At 44.1% G+C, this 15,942-nt stretch carries 19 protein-coding genes, 1 tRNA gene and 1 riboswitch; of the genes, 7 read left to right on the top strand and 13 right to left on the bottom strand.

The window, feature by feature from the left end:
• Window positions 1-121: 121 nt before the first annotated feature.
• On the top strand, window positions 122-775 hold the full coding sequence (locus ABTV07_RS05315; protein ID WP_433748373.1) for an SIMPL domain-containing protein: 654 nt from the start codon (window positions 122-124) through the stop codon (window positions 773-775).
• A gap of 52 nt (window positions 776-827) precedes the next feature.
• Here ABTV07_RS05315 and ABTV07_RS05310 read toward each other — a convergent pair whose 3' ends face one another.
• Window positions 828-1,148: a YciI family protein gene (locus ABTV07_RS05310; protein ID WP_433748370.1), complete on the bottom strand. Its 321-nt coding sequence runs from the start codon at window positions 1,146-1,148 to the stop codon at window positions 828-830.
• Window positions 1,149-1,241: 93 nt separating this feature from the next.
• Here ABTV07_RS05310 and ABTV07_RS05305 point away from each other — a divergent pair, with 93 nt between their 5' ends.
• The gene (locus tag ABTV07_RS05305; RefSeq protein WP_433751110.1) at window positions 1,242-1,805 is read left to right on the top strand and encodes a maltose acetyltransferase domain-containing protein; all 564 of its coding nucleotides are present in this window, start codon (window positions 1,242-1,244) and stop codon (window positions 1,803-1,805) included.
• Window positions 1,806-1,964: 159 nt separating this feature from the next.
• Window positions 1,965-3,539, top strand: a complete 1,575-nt coding sequence (locus ABTV07_RS05300) for a phosphodiester glycosidase family protein (protein ID WP_433748367.1) — start codon at window positions 1,965-1,967, stop codon at window positions 3,537-3,539.
• A 69-nt stretch (window positions 3,540-3,608) separates the two neighbouring features.
• On the opposite strand, the gene ade is transcribed toward ABTV07_RS05300, so the two are convergent.
• The 5 genes from ade to thiM form a co-directional block, all read right to left on the bottom strand.
• Entirely contained in the window at window positions 3,609-5,399 is a 1,791-nt protein-coding gene (gene ade, locus ABTV07_RS05295) for an adenine deaminase (protein ID WP_433748364.1), read from the bottom strand.
• A 177-nt stretch (window positions 5,400-5,576) separates the two neighbouring features.
• Window positions 5,577-5,678, bottom strand: a riboswitch (purine riboswitch).
• A 45-nt stretch (window positions 5,679-5,723) separates the two neighbouring features.
• Complete coding sequence (gene proC, locus ABTV07_RS05290) at window positions 5,724-6,533, bottom strand: pyrroline-5-carboxylate reductase (RefSeq protein ID WP_433748361.1); 810 nt, start codon at window positions 6,531-6,533, stop codon at window positions 5,724-5,726.
• Window positions 6,534-6,701: 168 nt separating this feature from the next.
• Window positions 6,702-7,373, bottom strand: coding sequence for a thiamine phosphate synthase (gene thiE, locus ABTV07_RS05285; protein ID WP_433748359.1), 672 nt, complete (start codon window positions 7,371-7,373; stop codon window positions 6,702-6,704).
• Complete coding sequence (gene thiD, locus ABTV07_RS05280) at window positions 7,370-8,197, bottom strand: bifunctional hydroxymethylpyrimidine kinase/phosphomethylpyrimidine kinase (RefSeq protein WP_433748356.1); 828 nt, start codon at window positions 8,195-8,197, stop codon at window positions 7,370-7,372. The genes thiE and thiD overlap by 4 nt, the downstream gene beginning before the upstream one ends.
• Window positions 8,198-8,210: 13 nt before the next feature.
• The gene (thiM, locus tag ABTV07_RS05275; protein ID WP_433748353.1) at window positions 8,211-9,014 is read right to left on the bottom strand and encodes a hydroxyethylthiazole kinase; all 804 of its coding nucleotides are present in this window, start codon (window positions 9,012-9,014) and stop codon (window positions 8,211-8,213) included.
• 470 nt (window positions 9,015-9,484) lie between these two features.
• Between thiM and ABTV07_RS05270 the strand changes: the two genes are divergently transcribed.
• A complete protein-coding gene (locus tag ABTV07_RS05270) occupies window positions 9,485-9,868 on the top strand; it encodes a DUF4183 domain-containing protein (protein ID WP_433748350.1) in 384 nt (127 codons plus the stop codon).
• Window positions 9,869-9,938: 70 nt separating this feature from the next.
• On the opposite strand, the gene ABTV07_RS05265 is transcribed toward ABTV07_RS05270, so the two are convergent.
• Window positions 9,939-10,319, bottom strand: coding sequence for a DUF4183 domain-containing protein (locus ABTV07_RS05265; RefSeq protein ID WP_433748348.1), 381 nt, complete (start codon window positions 10,317-10,319; stop codon window positions 9,939-9,941).
• Between the two features lie 79 nt (window positions 10,320-10,398).
• Complete coding sequence (locus ABTV07_RS05260) at window positions 10,399-11,259, bottom strand: patatin-like phospholipase family protein (protein ID WP_433748345.1); 861 nt, start codon at window positions 11,257-11,259, stop codon at window positions 10,399-10,401.
• 363 nt (window positions 11,260-11,622) lie between these two features.
• On the opposite strand from ABTV07_RS05260, the gene ABTV07_RS05255 reads away from it, so the two are divergent.
• From ABTV07_RS05255 to ABTV07_RS05245, 3 genes are all read left to right on the top strand, one after another.
• Window positions 11,623-12,126 carry an isochorismatase family protein gene (locus tag ABTV07_RS05255; RefSeq protein ID WP_433748342.1) on the top strand — a complete coding sequence of 168 codons (504 nt, stop codon included), beginning with the start codon at window positions 11,623-11,625 and terminating at the stop codon, window positions 12,124-12,126.
• Between the two features lie 87 nt (window positions 12,127-12,213).
• A tRNA-Arg gene (locus tag ABTV07_RS05250) sits at window positions 12,214-12,287 on the top strand.
• 83 nt (window positions 12,288-12,370) lie between these two features.
• Complete coding sequence (locus ABTV07_RS05245; RefSeq protein ID WP_433748339.1) at window positions 12,371-13,039, top strand: exonuclease domain-containing protein; 669 nt, start codon at window positions 12,371-12,373, stop codon at window positions 13,037-13,039.
• 41 nt (window positions 13,040-13,080) lie between these two features.
• On the opposite strand, the gene ABTV07_RS05240 is transcribed toward ABTV07_RS05245, so the two are convergent.
• From ABTV07_RS05240 to ABTV07_RS05220, 5 genes are all read right to left on the bottom strand, one after another.
• Window positions 13,081-13,443: a VOC family protein gene (locus ABTV07_RS05240; RefSeq protein ID WP_433748336.1), complete on the bottom strand. Its 363-nt coding sequence runs from the start codon at window positions 13,441-13,443 to the stop codon at window positions 13,081-13,083.
• 100 nt (window positions 13,444-13,543) lie between these two features.
• Window positions 13,544-13,708: a hypothetical protein gene (locus ABTV07_RS05235; protein ID WP_433748333.1), complete on the bottom strand. Its 165-nt coding sequence runs from the start codon at window positions 13,706-13,708 to the stop codon at window positions 13,544-13,546.
• Between the two features lie 21 nt (window positions 13,709-13,729).
• Entirely contained in the window at window positions 13,730-14,212 is a 483-nt protein-coding gene (locus ABTV07_RS05230) for a MarR family transcriptional regulator (RefSeq protein WP_433748332.1), read from the bottom strand.
• 115 nt (window positions 14,213-14,327) lie between these two features.
• Window positions 14,328-15,494 (bottom strand): sporulation protein YhbH, encoded by a 1,167-nt coding sequence (gene yhbH, locus ABTV07_RS05225; RefSeq protein WP_433748329.1) that lies wholly within the window; start codon window positions 15,492-15,494, stop codon window positions 14,328-14,330.
• Window positions 15,495-15,776: 282 nt separating this feature from the next.
• Window positions 15,777-15,935: a hypothetical protein gene (locus ABTV07_RS05220; RefSeq protein WP_433748326.1), complete on the bottom strand. Its 159-nt coding sequence runs from the start codon at window positions 15,933-15,935 to the stop codon at window positions 15,777-15,779.
• Between the last annotated feature and the right edge of the window lie 7 nt (window positions 15,936-15,942).

Here is a 15,942-nt window from a genome sequence, read left to right as displayed (position 1 = left end):
GTTTTCTCCTTTGAATCATGGGAAAAATTTGTCGGAAATTAATAGAAATCCATAACAGATTCACAGATTCTTTTTTCTCCCATATCTTAATGACGAAACTATTTAGGGAGCTGTTCTGAGAATGATGAAGGAGCCTCAAAACAGGTCGTTCACCTCCTCTAAACAAACCACCATCACAGTCACAGGTGAAGGATCTATAAAAGCATCGCCGGATACCGTCCTCCTCTCTTTAGGAGTCATCACAGAGAATAAAGACTTGGCAGCAGCGCAGAGTGAAAACGCCCAGCAGACGACCAGTGTCATCGATGCCATTGGTAAAATGGGAATTCCTCGGGAAAATATTCAGACAAAAGAATATAATATCTATCCTCAATACGATTATATTGAAGGAAAGCAGAATCTAAGAGGCTATCAGGTAAACCACCAATTAGCCGTCACTATCCGCACGCCTGAAATCACCGGGAAACTGATTGACCAGGCCGTTGCGAGCGGCGCAAATACGGTGCAAAACATTCAATTCCTCTTTTCTAATTCAGAAGGCTTTTATCAAAAAGCACTTGAGCTTGCCTTGAATGATGCCAATCAGAAGGCAAAAACCATCTCCGCTTCACTCGGCAAGGATACTGCACCAAATCCGATTAAAATTGTGGAGCAGTCCCATTCTGTTGCTGAACCGATTCCCATTGCGTTTGCCCAGGCGGCAAAAAGTACTACGCCAATCGAAGCCGGGAAAAACCTTATTACGGCTACTCTTTTGGTGGAATATAGAATTTAATGAATAAAAGCTGCATGGAAATAGCACCCAGCAGCTTTTTTCTTTCAATCTATTATTTTGTTATATTCCCTTCACTAAATAAAGCAACACGATAATCAAATAATTGAGCGGTCATAATTCCTTTTTGAACGGCAGGATCATTTTCCATGATTTCAGCTGCTTCTTCCCTCGACTCAGCTTCAAATACTACGATTCCCATTGTTGATTCATCCACTGGGGACGTCCTTCCAGCCATGATGAGTTTTCCTTCTTCTTTTAACTTCACAAGAACACCGAAATGTTCACTGACAATCTCGTTTTCTTTCTCCGTCCAGTTGGCTTCATCCACTAACGAAGGAATCAATTTCAATACATACATATATTGCTGTCTCATATTCTCCCACCCTATCTTTTCTTTTGCTATAGTATGATTGTAAAGGTTTTCAATGAATTTCAGCAAATGAAAAAGATGATGCACGGAGGGATAATCATGAAAACAGAAAAGGAAAAAATGATTGCAGGGGAAATGTACGTTGCTGCAGATCCTGAGTTAATCAAAGGCAGGACGGAAGCTCGGAGGCTCACCGCCCTTTTCAATTCTCCTTTTGAGAAAGAAGATGGGGAAAATACACGCATCTTGAAGCAGCTGTTTGGCTCAACTGGAGAAAACATTTATATGGAACCGAATTTCCGCTGCGATTATGGATACAACATACATGTTGGTGAAAACTTCTATGCCAACTTTGACTGTGTCATGCTCGACGTCTGTCCAATCACCTTTGGCGATAACTGTATGCTCGCACCAGGCGTACACATCTATACAGCAACACATCCCCTTCATCCAGATGAAAGGAATTCAGGGAAAGAGTTCGGAAAGCCAGTGACCATCGGCGATAATGTATGGATTGGCGGAGGCGCTATCATCAATCCTGGCGTCACCATTGGAGATAACGCAGTAATTGCAGCTGGGGCCGTCGTAGTGAAAGATGTACCGGATAATGCAGTTGTTGGAGGAAATCCAGCCAAGGTCATTAAAATGATTGATTTGTGATGAGCAGCGTTAGAAGAATTATAGGTTAAAGTGTTTTGCATTGCACAACATTTTTACACTCATCATATTTTCTTCATAAACATTTATGAACATGTACATCTTCCTTTAACAAAGAAACGTTATCCTAAGTTTCTATTATGAAAACGAAGGAGGATGAACATGCATAATTCCATTCTACGAAAAACATTCCTTTCCTTATTGGCAGCCGCCACTTTATCTTCTACTGCACTTGCAGAAGACAACCATAATGATAGAGGGGCTGCGGATCGTCCGGAGCAGCTTTCATTAGGAAAAAATAAACTGCCTGAAACACGCCAAGTAAGCCAGTTGGCTGAAGGGGCTACATACACACTTATTCATCGGGGGTATTTATCAAAGAAATCATTTTATACTATCGATGTATCATTCTACGAAAATAATCATGAAGCAGAAAACAAAATGAAAGAATTGCGAAAAATGGGATACGAAGCAACGATACATCCCGTTAAACAGGATAATCATTCTATGACTGACGTTCAACAAAAAGAGATCGGATATGTAGTAAGAATCGGCGAATTTGAATCCGAAGACAAGGCCAAACAGTTACAGGCAAGCCTGTCTCAAAAAGGGATTGAAGGAACAAGTGTTGCTTTTTCAGGGTATGATGGAACCTCAAAATCGACTGGTCCTTGGAACATTCATGTCATCGAAATCAATCCAAATACTTTTCAAGGGAAAGTAGGTTCCTCTATAGCAAATGATCAAATAGAAGGGAAAGAAACTGTTTCCTCGATGGTCGAAAGAAAACATGCGATTGCAGGTACGAACGGCGGTTATTTCGTGGTTGGACAAGAGGATGGGACTCCTGGTGATCCTGCAGGCATCTCAGTAGCTAACGGCAAATTGTTAAGTGAATCAGTCGGAAACCGGACGAGCCTTATTCTTCATGATAATCATGCTGAAATTGGTCAAGCGAAAACGATGCTTTCGGTTGGAACTTCCAGTCAGCAAAGCCACCTGATTGATGGCATAAATAGAACTCCAGGGAAAATCAGAAGCTGTGGAGGAATTGAAGATACTCCAACCATTTCCCCTCAACATGATGTGACCTGTACGGACGATAGTGAATTAATTGAATTTAACGCTTCATATGGAAAGAATACGCCGAGCGGCAAAGGGTTTGAGATAGTTCTGGATGATCTCGGCAACGTGGTATCCACTCGCGACAGCCGAGGTGGTGCGATCGCAGATGGGCAAACCGTATTATCAGCAACCGGGGAAGCTGCCGATTGGCTTAAAGAGCAAGCAAAGTCTAAGCAAGTATGGACTCTTTCCAACAAGGTTTATAATAATGGGAAGGAATTGGAGATCCAAAAAGGAATGGATATTGTAAATGGTGGGCCGTCCTTGCTGCATCAAGGAAAAATCGATATTGATGCCAAAGAGGAAGGGTTTGATTGGAGTTCTGATTTTTACTACCATTTTGCCTTATATCGTCATCCAAGAACGCTGGTGGGTGTTAAAGCAGATGGCCATATTTTGCTTGTAACGATAGATGGCAGAAATCCAAAAAATAGTATTGGTGTCAACTTTGAAGAGAGTGCGGAATTGTTAAAGGAACTTGGGGCAGTGGACGGGATGAATCTTGACGGCGGCGGTTCTTCAACGATGGTTGTGAACGGAAAGCTTGTGAATCATCCATCTGATGCCACAGGTGAAAGACCCATTGGAGATGGAATCCTTATTTCAAAATAAAATCGCATCAAATAGGCAGCCCATTTAGCAGGCTGCCTATTTTTCATTATTCCCAATTGGCAAGATGGTTCATTTTTCTACATCAATCAGTGAAAAATCGTTTACATCAGCCAGGCCCTTATTGGTGATCCGGATTTCCGGGATGACGGGAAGTGCTATAAGGGAGAATGTCATGAATGGTGCATGAAGGGGACAGCCCAGATGCTTCCATGCCTCTTCTAACCCTCTCACTTCCTCCACCACTTGTTCAAGAGGCTTATCGGACATCAAGCCGGCAATCGGCATTGGGATTTTTCCAATGATTTTGCCATCTTCCACAACAATCATCCCGCCTCCGATATCAGCAATTGAGTTGGCGGCAAAGGCCATGTCTTCTTCAGTTGTTCCCATGACAATCAAGTTATGGCTATCATGAGCGACTGTAGAAGCAACCGCTCCTTTTTTCAATTGAAAACCATGGACGAATGCATTCGAGATTTCACCGCTCCCTTTATGCCTTTCGATGCAAGCTATGCGGATGATATCCTGTTTTAAATCTGGCATGATGATTCCATCCCTGACAGGCAGCTCTGCTTCCATTTTCACCGTCCTTGCACTGTTTTCAACGGCTTTTATTACATTAACCCCAGTCATTTCTTTTTGATATCTACTCTTCATAAGGAAATCTTCAGAAGACAGCTTTCCTTTTAATTTGACTGAATCTTTAATATGAGCCGGGTAGTCGAAATGTGGGAAATCGATGGAGATCGCTCCATTTTCCACTACCACTTCCCCATCGCAAATAACTGTCGATGGAACCATTTCTTTTAAATCATCCATTATCAAAACATCTGCGCATTTACCTGGTGCCAGGCTTCCGATATCTTTTTCCATATGAAAGTAGCGGGCAGGACTGATGGTTGCCATGCTGATGGCTTCTACCGAATCGACACCTTCTTCAATCGCTCTTCTCACGACATGGTTCAGGTGGCCTTTTTCAACGAGCGTCTGGGGATAGACATCATCTGTGACGAGCGAGATGTTTTCCGTATTGACGCCGTCTTCTGTCACCACTTTGATGACTTCCTTCACATCCTGCCACGCAGATCCTTCCCTGATCATAAGGTGCATGCCTGCACGCAATTTGGCCAGCCCATCTTCTTTCGCCACTGTTTCGTGATCGGATGTCACTCCTGCTGCCATGTATGCCTGAAGCATCCGTTCATCCGTACTCGGGAAATGGCCTGTCACGGTTTTCCCGGCAGCCAATGTTGCCGAAATTTCGCCGCTCATTAAAGAATCACCGTACACCACACCAGGAAAGTTCATTACTTCCCCAAGACCAGCTGCCCTCTCCCACATCAAACCTTCTTTGATGTCTTCCACCCCGAGCGATGCACCTGCATCCTCTAGATCAAAGGTGGCAGGCACGCATGAAGGAATCGTCGTGAACACTTTCAGAGGAAGTTTTCCCCCTTCATCGTGCATGAGTTTAACGCCTTCCATCCCAAACACATTGGCAATTTCATGAGGATCCATAAAAATCCCGGTTGTCCCTTTTACAAGAGCCGCTTTAGAAAATTCCGTCACACTCAGCATCGTGCTTTCAACATGCATGTGCCCATCCAAGAGCCCCGGGACAAGGAACCTGCCTTCTGCCTCAATGACTTTCGTATCCGACCCGATTGTGTGATCAGCATTACCAATAAACGCAATTCTCCCCTCAGTTATGGCGATATCCATCCCTTCAAGGATTTCCTTTGTATACACATTTACTAGCCGTCCATTTTGAATGACCATATCTGCTGGTCTTTTTCCGACTGCGGTTTGAGCTAACAGATCCTTTACCTCTATGAGTTCTCTCCGTTTCTTCCAATCCATGGCTGCATCTCTCCCTCTCGTTAAAAACAAACAAAAGACTGAACCGAAAACCTTCGCACCCTCTAGTTTTTTCAGCATTCCTGTCAATTATCCCGATAAGCGGAAATGACAAGAAAAGAGGTATGGCCGGCTGTCTGGTCCAGTCTTAAAAAGAGAAGAGAATCATGCTCAAATAAGCATGAGTCTTCCATTTTTAGTAGTCGGATCATTTACGGCAATCCGGTAGAGACGCCTGAGCCATATCCTCAGGTATATACTAAAACGCGCTATTGAATTTTAATGGCTATTATAACGGGACAATCTCCTTTAAGTCAATGAAAAAATTCAGGAACCCGCTAGCTCCTTGACTTTGTTCGTGCAGCTTTCCATTGCAGCTAAAACTGCGCCGCGGAATTGTTCTTTTTCCAATGTGGAAACCGCTTCGATCGTGGCCCCGCCTGGTGAGCAGACCTGATCCTTAAGTTCTCCCGGGTGAATCCCTGTATCAAGGACCATTTTAGCGGCTCCGAGGACAGCCTGGGCTGCCAGCCTGTATGCCTGCTGCCGTGGCAATCCCTGTTTCACTCCGCCATCTGCCAATGCTTCGATGAACATGAAGACATAAGCTGGTGAGGATCCACTGATGGCCGGGATGGCATCCATCAAATATTCCTGAACCAGTTCTGCTTTTCCGAAGCTTTCAAATAATGTGGTGACAATCTGGAGGTCTTCTTCGTTCAGAAGATCATTCGGACAGACCGCACTTAGGCCTTCTCCTACAAGGGACGGAGTGTTTGGCATCGACCTTACTGCCTTGATTTCCTTCCCGAAAGCATTTTTCATCGATTCCAAAGTGATGCCGGCCGCAATGCTGACAACGATTGTCTCGCTGTCAACAACACCTTTTACCTGCTGGATGACCCCGTTGTATTGGTCCGGCTTAACTGCTAAAAACAATACATCTGCAAATCTCGCGACCTCTTCGTTATCGGTGGTGACATTTATTTGAAAAGCTTCCTTTACTTTGGAGAGTGTTGCATCTGTATATGCGCTGGCCATGATATTTTCGGCAGGCACCGTCTTTGATTGAATCATTCCTCCAATCATAGCTTGTGCCATGTTTCCGCTTCCGATAAACCCTACTTTTTTATTCAAAAGAATCACTTCCTGTCTTTTCAGTAATCTTATTCTGGAAATCGATAATCATTACGATCATTTCAGTTTCTCTAAGATTGTACATTCTTGCACATCTCAATGCAAAAAAAAGACAAGAGGCTGTATTGGAAATTTACAGCCTCTTTCGGTATTAAAGTTATTTCAGCATCAGTAATGGCTTCTTCTATTATTTAATAGGAGACTTCGCTTTAAGTCCAGGGCAGCTTTTTCTGGATTTTTTGCATGGCTGATAGCAGATATGAGGGAGATTCCGTCCGCCCCTGTTTCCAATACAGTCGGGGCATTCTCAGCGGTGATCCCGCCGATGCCGACGATTGGAATGGAAATCCCCGCTTTCCTGATTTCCTTGATCAACACCCCGCCGTTTGGAGGCTTCGCATCTTCTTTCGTTTCGGTCGGGAAAATCGGACCGACCCCCAGGTAGTCTGCACCGTATTCAATGGCTTTGTGGACTTCATCCATTGAATGCGCCGAAACGCCAAGGATCTTATCCCCTATTTTGTTTCTGACCTGATCCGCTTGTTCATCATCCTGCCCGACATGGACTCCGTCGGCATCGATCGCTAATGCCAGGTCGACATCATCATTGACGATGAATGGGATTGCATGGCTTCTGCAGAGCTTCATCAGATCCCGGGCAAACTCCTCTTTTGCCTTGCCGCTCAAGGATCCCTTTCCTTTTTCGCGGAATTGGAACAGGGTGATTCCTCCATTGATGGCCTGGTTTAACACCTCGAATGGATCGTTGTTTGTATTCTGGCTACCCATGATGAAATACAGCTGGAGCAGCTCTTTCATCGTGTTCGCTTGGATTCTCATGAACGATTCTCCCTGCTTCTGTTTTTCCGATTGAACGCCCAGTGGTTTGTAGGTCCGTGCCCCTTCCCAATATCAAGGGAATCCTCGATGGCCGCCTGGATAAAGGCTTTGGCTAATCGCACGGCTTCCATGGTTGATTTTCCTTGTGCCAGAAAAGCCGCAATGGCTGAAGAAAATGTGCATCCTGTGCCATGGGTATTCTTCGTTTGGATGCGGCTCGATCTCAATTCGGTAAATGTATCCCCATCATAGACAATATCCACAGATTCCTGATCATCCGTGTCATGTCCCCCTTTCAAAACAACGATTTTTGGTCCCATGGACGATAGGATTTTTATTGCATGCATTTTATCTTCATACGTTTTGATTTTCATCTCGGTCAACACTTCTGCTTCAGGGATATTCGGGGTGATGACCTCCGCTAATGGAAGCAGGTGGTCTTTTAAAGCGTTGACTGCTTCCTCCAGCAGCAGCGGAGCTCCTCCTTTTGCGATCATGACTGGATCGACGACGATATTTTTCCATTGATAGGTTTTCAGCCTTCCCGCGACTGCTTCAATGATTTCCGAATTGAACAGCATCCCTGTCTTAATCGCATGTGGCGGCAAGTCCTCCCCGATGGAATCGATCTGCTGGAGAATGCCTTCAACCTCAACAGGGTACACGCCCTGGACGCCGGTTGTATTCTGGGCTGTAACTGCCGTGATCGCTGACATCCCATACACATTCAATTCCTGGAAAGTTTTCAAGTCTGCCTGTATGCCTGCTCCTCCGCCGCTGTCCGATCCTGCGAGGGTCAATGCCATTGGCTGTTTGTAAGACATGGGTGAATCCCTCCTATTGTTTTTTTGTGAACTTTGCTTTTTGTATAATTTCTTCAGATGAAAGGTTGGCAAGCTCATTCAAAAACTGGATTTGAAAACTGCCCGGTCCAAGCTCACCTGTTTTTACTGCAGCCATTTCTGCGGCAATTCCATACGAAGTCAAAGCTGCCACTGCCGCTGCCAAATGGTTGGATTCCACTGCACAGTAGGATCCGATGACCGATGTAAGGAGACAGCCTGTTCCTGTCACTTGCGTCATCATCGGATGGCCATTTTCAATGAGGTACGTATCCTTTCCGTCCGATGCCGAATCAATTTTCCCGGTGACAACGGCTGTACAGTTCCACTTTTTAGCCGCTTGTAATGCGATTTCTGCTGCGTCGCCTTTTCCATCGCCTGCATCCACCCCTTTGATCTGCCAATCAATGCCGAGCAGATTCGCGATTTCTGCTGCATTGCCGCGGATGACATCAATTTGGACTTCCTCCAGGATTTTATTGGCCATATCTGTGCGGAATCGAGTGGCTCCGGCACCTACAGGATCCAATAGGACAGGGACACCTTGTTGATTGGCTGCTTTTCCTGCAAGGATCATAGAGTCAATGACTTCCTTATTGAGCGTTCCGATATTCAGGACAACCGCTCCCGCGATGCTTGCCATTTCTTCCACTTCTTCTTTTGCATAAGCCATCACCGGCGATGCGCCAAGAGCAAGCAGTCCATTGGCGGTAAAATTCGTCACCACTACATTCGTGATATTGTGGACAAGCGGCTTCATTTCTCTTAAACGTTCCAATTTTTCGCTGATATTCATCATTAATTCCCTCTTCCCATTCGGGGTTCCCTGCTTTTCCAGGTGACATTCCAGGTGACAGGCACGCCCCGGTTTTTGTCGAATAGATAATGAAAACGGCTGCCTCCTGATGGGGGCAGCCGCAGCGTAAATATAGTTAATGGTGCTTCTTTTGTGCAAATAAAAAAACTTTGCACGCAAGCAAAGCATCAATAATGAAATCAATTACTTTCCTACGCTGGCATTACCCAACAGGTTCAGACGGTCTATGACGGAATAGCCATACTCTCAGCCCTTTGCCACGGGCTCCCGTTTCCTCTATTCAATTGTAGCTACAGTCTACTATGAAATACTGGATTGTGCAACCGATGTGCCACCTTCTCACTGTCATCTAGTGTTTCTTTTATTCTTATACTTCTCAACCCTTGTCCATTACCTCCAACTCTCGTTTTCCATATAATAGAGTACCTCAAAGATGGAAGGAGGTGATATTAATGGCATTGCAATTAATGAAACTTGTCGTTTCTGCCGCATCCACTATCAACACAACACCGGCATCCGAAAAATTCTTCTATGTAACCACTGCAGAAACAGCTGCTGGAGCAACTTTGACGGTTGATGCCGCTTCATTTTTCGATGATGCTGGCGCTGCGGTAACAGCGCTCCCTGCTCTGACTGCCAATAACAGCTACTTTAACGTATATGTCAACGGTGTTCTTCAAATGCAAGGATTGGCGACTTATACACCAGGTGCAACAGGAGTCGGTTCATTGGAAGTTGATGTTCCGGCAGGAGGCGATCCCATCCTTCAAAATTCACCGGTCGTTTTGGAAGTCATGAACTTTGATCCACAAGCTTCCACTACTGTCAGCACTTAATTTAATATGGGCAGCAAAAAAACCGGATGCATGGTCGGTTGCACTAAACGGCGGTCAGCATTCGGTTTTTTTATGGAAAGATGGTGATGTACTGCAGGATGATGGGGACTCCTTCTTGGGGAGGGCTCTCAATATTCAAAATAAGCTTGCCCGGTTCAACCGAATATAAAGAAGGCGGCTGCAGGACCCCGTTAATAAAGAGATTGATATAGGTGGCAATCGCAGGATCAAGAATCCCTCTGTCCCCATATTGAGTCAATTCATCTTCATTTGTATAGACTTTTTTCACCCCATCTGAGAGGGCGTTGTACTGGTAAGTGGCGCCTTTCAATGGGTCAACTGGATCAGGATTTTGGACGATGTTTATTTTCGCCTGGATTTTCGTCCCCATCTGCACCCAGTCATACACTTTTTTGGTCCTTACAATATGGGATTTCTTTCTATTATTCATACTAAATCCCCTTTGCTAGAATTGCTTTCCTCCTATTTTATGCCGCTCCTCTAAAAAAGTTTCATAGGAGTATCCAGTTTTAATCTCCTAATTTTTCAAGTATCTCTTTCATATTGGCCATAGCATACTCGTATCCTCTTATGTAGCATTCATTTGTTTTCGAGATTTCAAGGGAACCGATATCATAGATTTCCGGATTCAGATAGATTCCTGATTGATAGTCGTGGTCGTCAATGATGCTCTCCACCATGACATAAATGCTTTGTGAGAGGATCTCCATGATTCCGCCGACTTCCCGGGTCTTGCCGGAATAGCCGAGGTCAATGGCAATTACCTTTTCTGCCCCTAATGCGTAGGCGATATCGCTTGGGAGATTATTGGTGATTCCTCCATCCACATACTCCTCTTTATTAACTTCATATGGCAGGTATATGCCTGGGATCGAGCATGATGCCCGGACAAATCCACTCAAATTCTTCTCAAATAAAGGGTACCAGAGGAAGTGATCATCATTGATTTTGGATGGATCAAGGATCTCTGAATTGGCAAATATCGTTTGCTCTCCCGTCAGAATCCTGGTCGCAATGACGCCAAGTTTGACATCCTGTTCACAGACATGGCTGAACTGCCTTCCGTCGAAAACGTCATCCAATACTCGATGCAGCTTCTTTCCCTTAGCGATCCCCTTGATTTTACTTGGGGTGAAGAGCCCTTTTAAAATATGAAAATACGCAATATCTATTATGCTGCGAACCTTCTTGAACTTTTCAAATGCTTCAATCGGCGTATACCCAAGCGCCAAGAGCACCGCTGCGATGGAGCCTGAGCTGGTCCCGGTATATATAGACGGCACCACTCCATTCTCATGAAGCGCCTGCATGATGCCCAAATGTGCCGCCCCGCGTATACCGCCGCCCGAAAAAGCCACCCCTACCTTCACATCCATCCCTCCCTTTAAGAAATGCGGAAGCGCCTTGTTCAGCCCCGCTTTTAATCTATTTTTACTATGGATCCTTCTTTTGGCCCATTTCCATTTTATGTTTGCAGGTGCATTTTATATTCAGGTGTTCTCTCTTATACATTAAACGATTTTCTGACGGTGGAACAAATGATTTACTTGCTTAGTATATTTTTGGACTTAGCCTTAATACAAATATTGGGTTTTTATGTTGACACATACGTCAACTCATCATAATATTTAAATTGACAGATGTGTTAGTTTAAAAACGAAAGGGGTCGTTCAGATGTCTGGAAATGCAACGAAATCTGCTTTGGTGGTCATTGATGCACAGGTTGGACCTTTATGGGGAACTTATCAAATGGAGCAGACTATCGCTGTCATGCAGCAAATGATTCAAAAAGCACGAGCAGAAACATCCCAATTATCTATGTGCAGCATGAAGAGCCTGAAGGTGGATTCTTGACTCGGGGCTCTCAATTTTGGCAGTTCGTCCAAGGGATTTCTCCCGGACCAGAAGACACTATCATTCACAAACTAGCATCAGATTCGTTTTATGAAACACCTCTTAAAGAATGTCTGGAACAAATGGGGGTCAATCATTTAGTCATAGTCGGTGCGAGGACAGAATTCTGTATAGACACCACATGCCGTTCAGCCATCTCCCACGGATTCCAAGTGACGTTGGTAGAAAACGGTCATACGACTGTGGATAGTTCGCTCCCGGCAGAGTCCATCATCAAGCATCATAATCTAAATTTAAATGCCATCAAGACACCGCATACATCCATCCAGGCCCTCCCTTCACCAGTTATCACGTTTGAAAATGAGAGCATGGAAACTTCTTGATCATAAAGGATTCAGTTGTTTTCTAGAAAGAGTTTTAGACTTTTCCTTTGACCTTTAAATGATTTCACATTATAATAAAAAATACTTGTCCCAGTAGCTCAGCAGGATAGAGCGACAGCCTCCTAAGCTGTAGGTCGTGAGTTCGAATCTCGCCTGGGACGTTTTTTTATGCCCATTTTTTCAAAAATGGCCATTGTCTACTGCTCCTCTGCCGCTCGATTTATAACAAAAGGAAGTGTGAAGCATGGAACAGAACAAAAAGATTGCGATAATACTGGACACTGAAACTACTGGTTTAAGTCCCTATAAAAATGAAATCATCGAACTTTTTATGATCAAATTCTCATTTGATAAAGAAACGGGCCAATTGATTGAGCAATTGGATGAGTATTCCGCTCTCAATGAACCAAATTCACGCATTTCATCTCAGATCACCCAGCTGACGGGGATAACCAATGAAATGGTCAAAGGCCATCGTTTGGACTTGGAAGAAATCCTGGACTTTTGCAGGGAAGCAGAATATATTATTGCACACAACGCCTCTTTTGACCGGAGCTTCCTTATTCAAGTACTACCCGACTTAGTGGATCGGAAGTGGCACTGTTCCATGAGGCACGTGAAATGGAAAAATTACGGGTTTGCTGATATGAAGCTGAACACATTATTGAAGGGCCATCGCATCACAAATGAACATGCCCACAGAGCAGGCAGCGATACCTTGTCAACGTTGAAGCTTTTGCTTAAAACCAACCCAGACGGACATACATACTTAAGGGAACTTGTTAATCGAAAGCCCATGGCGCCCCCAGCTGCCAAGAAACCTATCCAAAACAGAAGGAATTCAGTCAGGGATTGGGAAACAACTGCAAAACGCGAGATGGCAGCTTCCCGGGAAAAAGGTCGAAAGAATTAATAGTTGGACATAAAAAAGAGCGGTTCTTTACCGCTCTTTTGTTATTCTTCAAAACTGCATACTTCAAGCCCATTGCCTTCCAAGTCCTTGAATTTAAACCATTTCACATTCCCGTCTTCTTGAGTTTCTCCGGGCTCTATCCCATTCTCTGTTAATTGCCGGCGAGCAGCATCAATATCGGAAACAAAGAAATTAAAGGATACTTTCTGATTTCCTGCTTCTTCTGGATTGTCCATCCTAACAAGGGTCAATGGTGTCTCTCCTACCTCAAGGGCAGCATAACCGCCTTTCTCATCTTTCCAGCGGACCTGGAATCCAAGCACCCTCGAATACCATTTGATGGATTCATCAAAATATTTCACTCTCAAAAATACAGTATCAATACGCTTAAAGGCTGTTTCCATAATAGTCCTCCCACTTTCTTTATTCAATAAAGAATTTAGATAAAAGTGGAAAATCTCCTTCTGGAAAACATACTTTCTCTACTATTAAATTAGATGTGGTTCAATGAGGAAGGCTGCTCCCGACAGTATTCTTGTAGATTTTTTTGATCATTTTCTTCGTCTGAAGGCCTTGCTGGACAAGGACTGATGTATAAATGGTGGTCGCTCCCAGTGCTATGATGGCGAGCCAAAAGAGTGTCGTGATTTTCTTACCCAGATTAAACATGGAACTGCCTCCTTCGTTTTTTTAATAGCTTCCGACCTTCACTCTGCTTATCCAATTACTGAATTCCTTGCTTCTATTCGCTTCCAATATTCTCTCTGCACTTTGAAGGAACTGTGCTATCTCACTTTCATTTAAAGGATTGATATCAAATGGAAAGAATGGCATCTCATTAACGGCTTCAATTAATTGCTCGATCATTAAGGTGCCGGATTGTGTCAACTTCACTACCTTATACTTTGGCCTTTTATCCGGCATGATTTGAATCAAGCCTTTTGATTCCAAAGGTTTGATGAGCCGCGTCACTGTAGAGATATGCCAACAGCCATACTCGCTCAATTGAGAAGGAGACATCGATTTCTCCGATGACGTATAGAGCAGGAACAGTACATGCTGCTGGGCCGGGGTAATCTGATAAGCCCTTCCCAGTTCCGACCAGTGCTCCTCCACACAAAAATACATAGCCCTGACAATGAGCAGCAAATTCTGCTTCAGCAAAAAATCCATCCTATCGCCTCACTTGTAATTACAACTGAGACTATCTTTTGCTATACATAGAGAATTATTCCTGAATAACGTAAAAAAATCGGGTCGTGACAGGCACGACCCGATTTTTGTCGATTTATGCGAACTGCTTTTCTTCGTCTTTTTGGAAGAAGCTTTTCATTGAATGAAAGACGTCTGCTTTCTGCTTTAATATATAATACCGGAAGTTATCGTCCTTAATATTTTTGTAGGCGGACATCAAAGTCGAGTGCCTGTTATACTGGTTTACTTCCCCGTATCCAAACATGTTGGACACTTTCATCAGTTCTTCCACGAGCTTGACGCATCTCACGTTATCAGATGTCAAGTTGTCTCCGTCTGAAAAATGGAATGGATAGATGTTGAACCGTGAAGGGTTGTATTTCTCATCGATCAGTTCGAGGGCTTTCCGATAGGCAGAAGAGCAAATGGTTCCGCCGCTTTCCCCCTTGGAGAAAAAGTCTTCTTCCGAGACCACTTTTGCTTCTGTATGATGGGCAATGAATTCAATCTCTACCGTTTCATATTTTGTCCGTAAAAAACGGGTCATCCAGAAGAAAAAGCTCCTGGCCATGTATTTTTCCCACAAACCCATCGATCCGCTCGTGTCCATCATGGCAAGGACGACCGCTTTTGATTCAGGCTTCGTAATTTCATTCCAGGTTCTGAATTTCAAATCCTCGGGGTAGATTGGATGAAAACTCGGCGTCCCAGTGATGGCATTTCGTTTGAACGCTGTCATCATGGTACGCTTCTTATCGATATTTCCCATAAGACCGGTCTTGCGTATATCATTGAACTCTATATCTTCAACAGTGATATCATTCTGCTCTTTTCTTTTCAAATTCGGAAGCTCCAGTTGGCTGAACAATGCCTCCTCCAATTCGAGCATAGAAATCTCAGCTTCGTAGTAGTCCTCGCCAGCTTGATCTCCTGCTCCCTGCCCTTTCCCAGGGCCTTTCTGCGGCGTGCCGTCGCGCGCCACGACATCTCCAATTTGGCTGTCTCCGTCGCCTTGGCCAACGTGTTTATTCTTATCATAGTTGTACCGAATCTTATATTCATCTAATGAACGTATCGGAATCTTGACCACATCTTGGCCGTTGGACATGATGATGCTTTCTTCAGTAATTAAATCCGGAAGATTCTTTTTGATTGCTTCCTGCACTTTATCCTGGTGCCTCTGCTGATCATCATGGCCTTTTCGATGGAGGGACCAATCTTCTTGTGAAATGACAAACTGCTGATTATCGCTTTGTGACATTCTCATTCCCCTCCTTCATTGCTTTCAAATAAATCTGTCACCAATCGCTTCTCTTGGACATATTCTATTCCGACTGTCTGAAAACACCAAAGACCTGACTGCTAAAAGTTGATTACTCTATCCTATGCACCAAAACTAAATAATTTACTAATAATTGCGACAATAAGACAAAAACCTCAGGGGTGGACAAGCCTGAATTTCTGCACCATCAAGGGGGAAAAATGTCTGTCCTTACATATTCAAAAAAAATAAACCCATTCCCATAGGAACAGGTTTCACTGTTTAAAATTGCTCTGGATCTGCTTCTTCTCCATACTCTTTAAGTTCTTCCTCTGACCGGAGCTTTTCCATCTGCTTCCCGAGCCAGACGATATCTTCGAAACTATTGGTCATATTTCCGTTCAACGGAGAATCTGATGAAAGCCGTTCCTTTTTTTCCATCCTGCAT

Source organism: Falsibacillus pallidus (assembly GCF_050990905.1).
Lineage (GTDB): Bacteria > Bacillota > Bacilli > Bacillales > DSM-25281 > Falsibacillus > Falsibacillus pallidus_A.
The sequence above is the reverse complement of the archived record's forward strand: the minus strand, read 5'-3'. Positions and strand labels throughout refer to the sequence as shown.

Excerpts from the sequence above, each read along its gene's own strand:
- ABTV07_RS05315 (WP_433748373.1), top strand. The coding sequence starts at position 122 with ATGATGAAGGAGCCTCAAAACAGGTCGTTCACCTCCTCTAAACAAACC.
- ABTV07_RS05310 (WP_433748370.1), bottom strand. The coding sequence starts at position 1,148 with ATGAGACAGCAATATATGTATGTATTGAAATTGATTCCTTCGTTAGTG.
- ABTV07_RS05300 (WP_433748367.1), top strand. The coding sequence starts at position 1,965 with ATGCATAATTCCATTCTACGAAAAACATTCCTTTCCTTATTGGCAGCC.
- ade (WP_433748364.1), bottom strand. The coding sequence starts at position 5,399 with ATGGATTGGAAGAAACGGAGAGAACTCATAGAGGTAAAGGATCTGTTA.
- thiE (WP_433748359.1), bottom strand. The coding sequence starts at position 7,373 with ATGAGAATCCAAGCGAACACGATGAAAGAGCTGCTCCAGCTGTATTTC.
- thiD (WP_433748356.1), bottom strand. The coding sequence starts at position 8,197 with ATGTCTTACAAACAGCCAATGGCATTGACCCTCGCAGGATCGGACAGC.
- thiM (WP_433748353.1), bottom strand. The coding sequence starts at position 9,014 with ATGATGAATATCAGCGAAAAATTGGAACGTTTAAGAGAAATGAAGCCG.
- ABTV07_RS05270 (WP_433748350.1), top strand. The coding sequence starts at position 9,485 with ATGGCATTGCAATTAATGAAACTTGTCGTTTCTGCCGCATCCACTATC.
- ABTV07_RS05265 (WP_433748348.1), bottom strand. The coding sequence starts at position 10,319 with ATGAATAATAGAAAGAAATCCCATATTGTAAGGACCAAAAAAGTGTAT.
- ABTV07_RS05255 (WP_433748342.1), top strand. The coding sequence starts at position 11,623 with ATGGGGAACTTATCAAATGGAGCAGACTATCGCTGTCATGCAGCAAAT.
- ABTV07_RS05245 (WP_433748339.1), top strand. The coding sequence starts at position 12,371 with ATGGAACAGAACAAAAAGATTGCGATAATACTGGACACTGAAACTACT.
- ABTV07_RS05240 (WP_433748336.1), bottom strand. The coding sequence starts at position 13,443 with ATGGAAACAGCCTTTAAGCGTATTGATACTGTATTTTTGAGAGTGAAA.
- ABTV07_RS05235 (WP_433748333.1), bottom strand. The coding sequence starts at position 13,708 with ATGTTTAATCTGGGTAAGAAAATCACGACACTCTTTTGGCTCGCCATC.
- ABTV07_RS05230 (WP_433748332.1), bottom strand. The coding sequence starts at position 14,212 with ATGGATTTTTTGCTGAAGCAGAATTTGCTGCTCATTGTCAGGGCTATG.
- yhbH (WP_433748329.1), bottom strand. The coding sequence starts at position 15,494 with ATGTCACAAAGCGATAATCAGCAGTTTGTCATTTCACAAGAAGATTGG.
- ABTV07_RS05220 (WP_433748326.1), bottom strand. The coding sequence starts at position 15,935 with ATGGAAAAAAAGGAACGGCTTTCATCAGATTCTCCGTTGAACGGAAAT.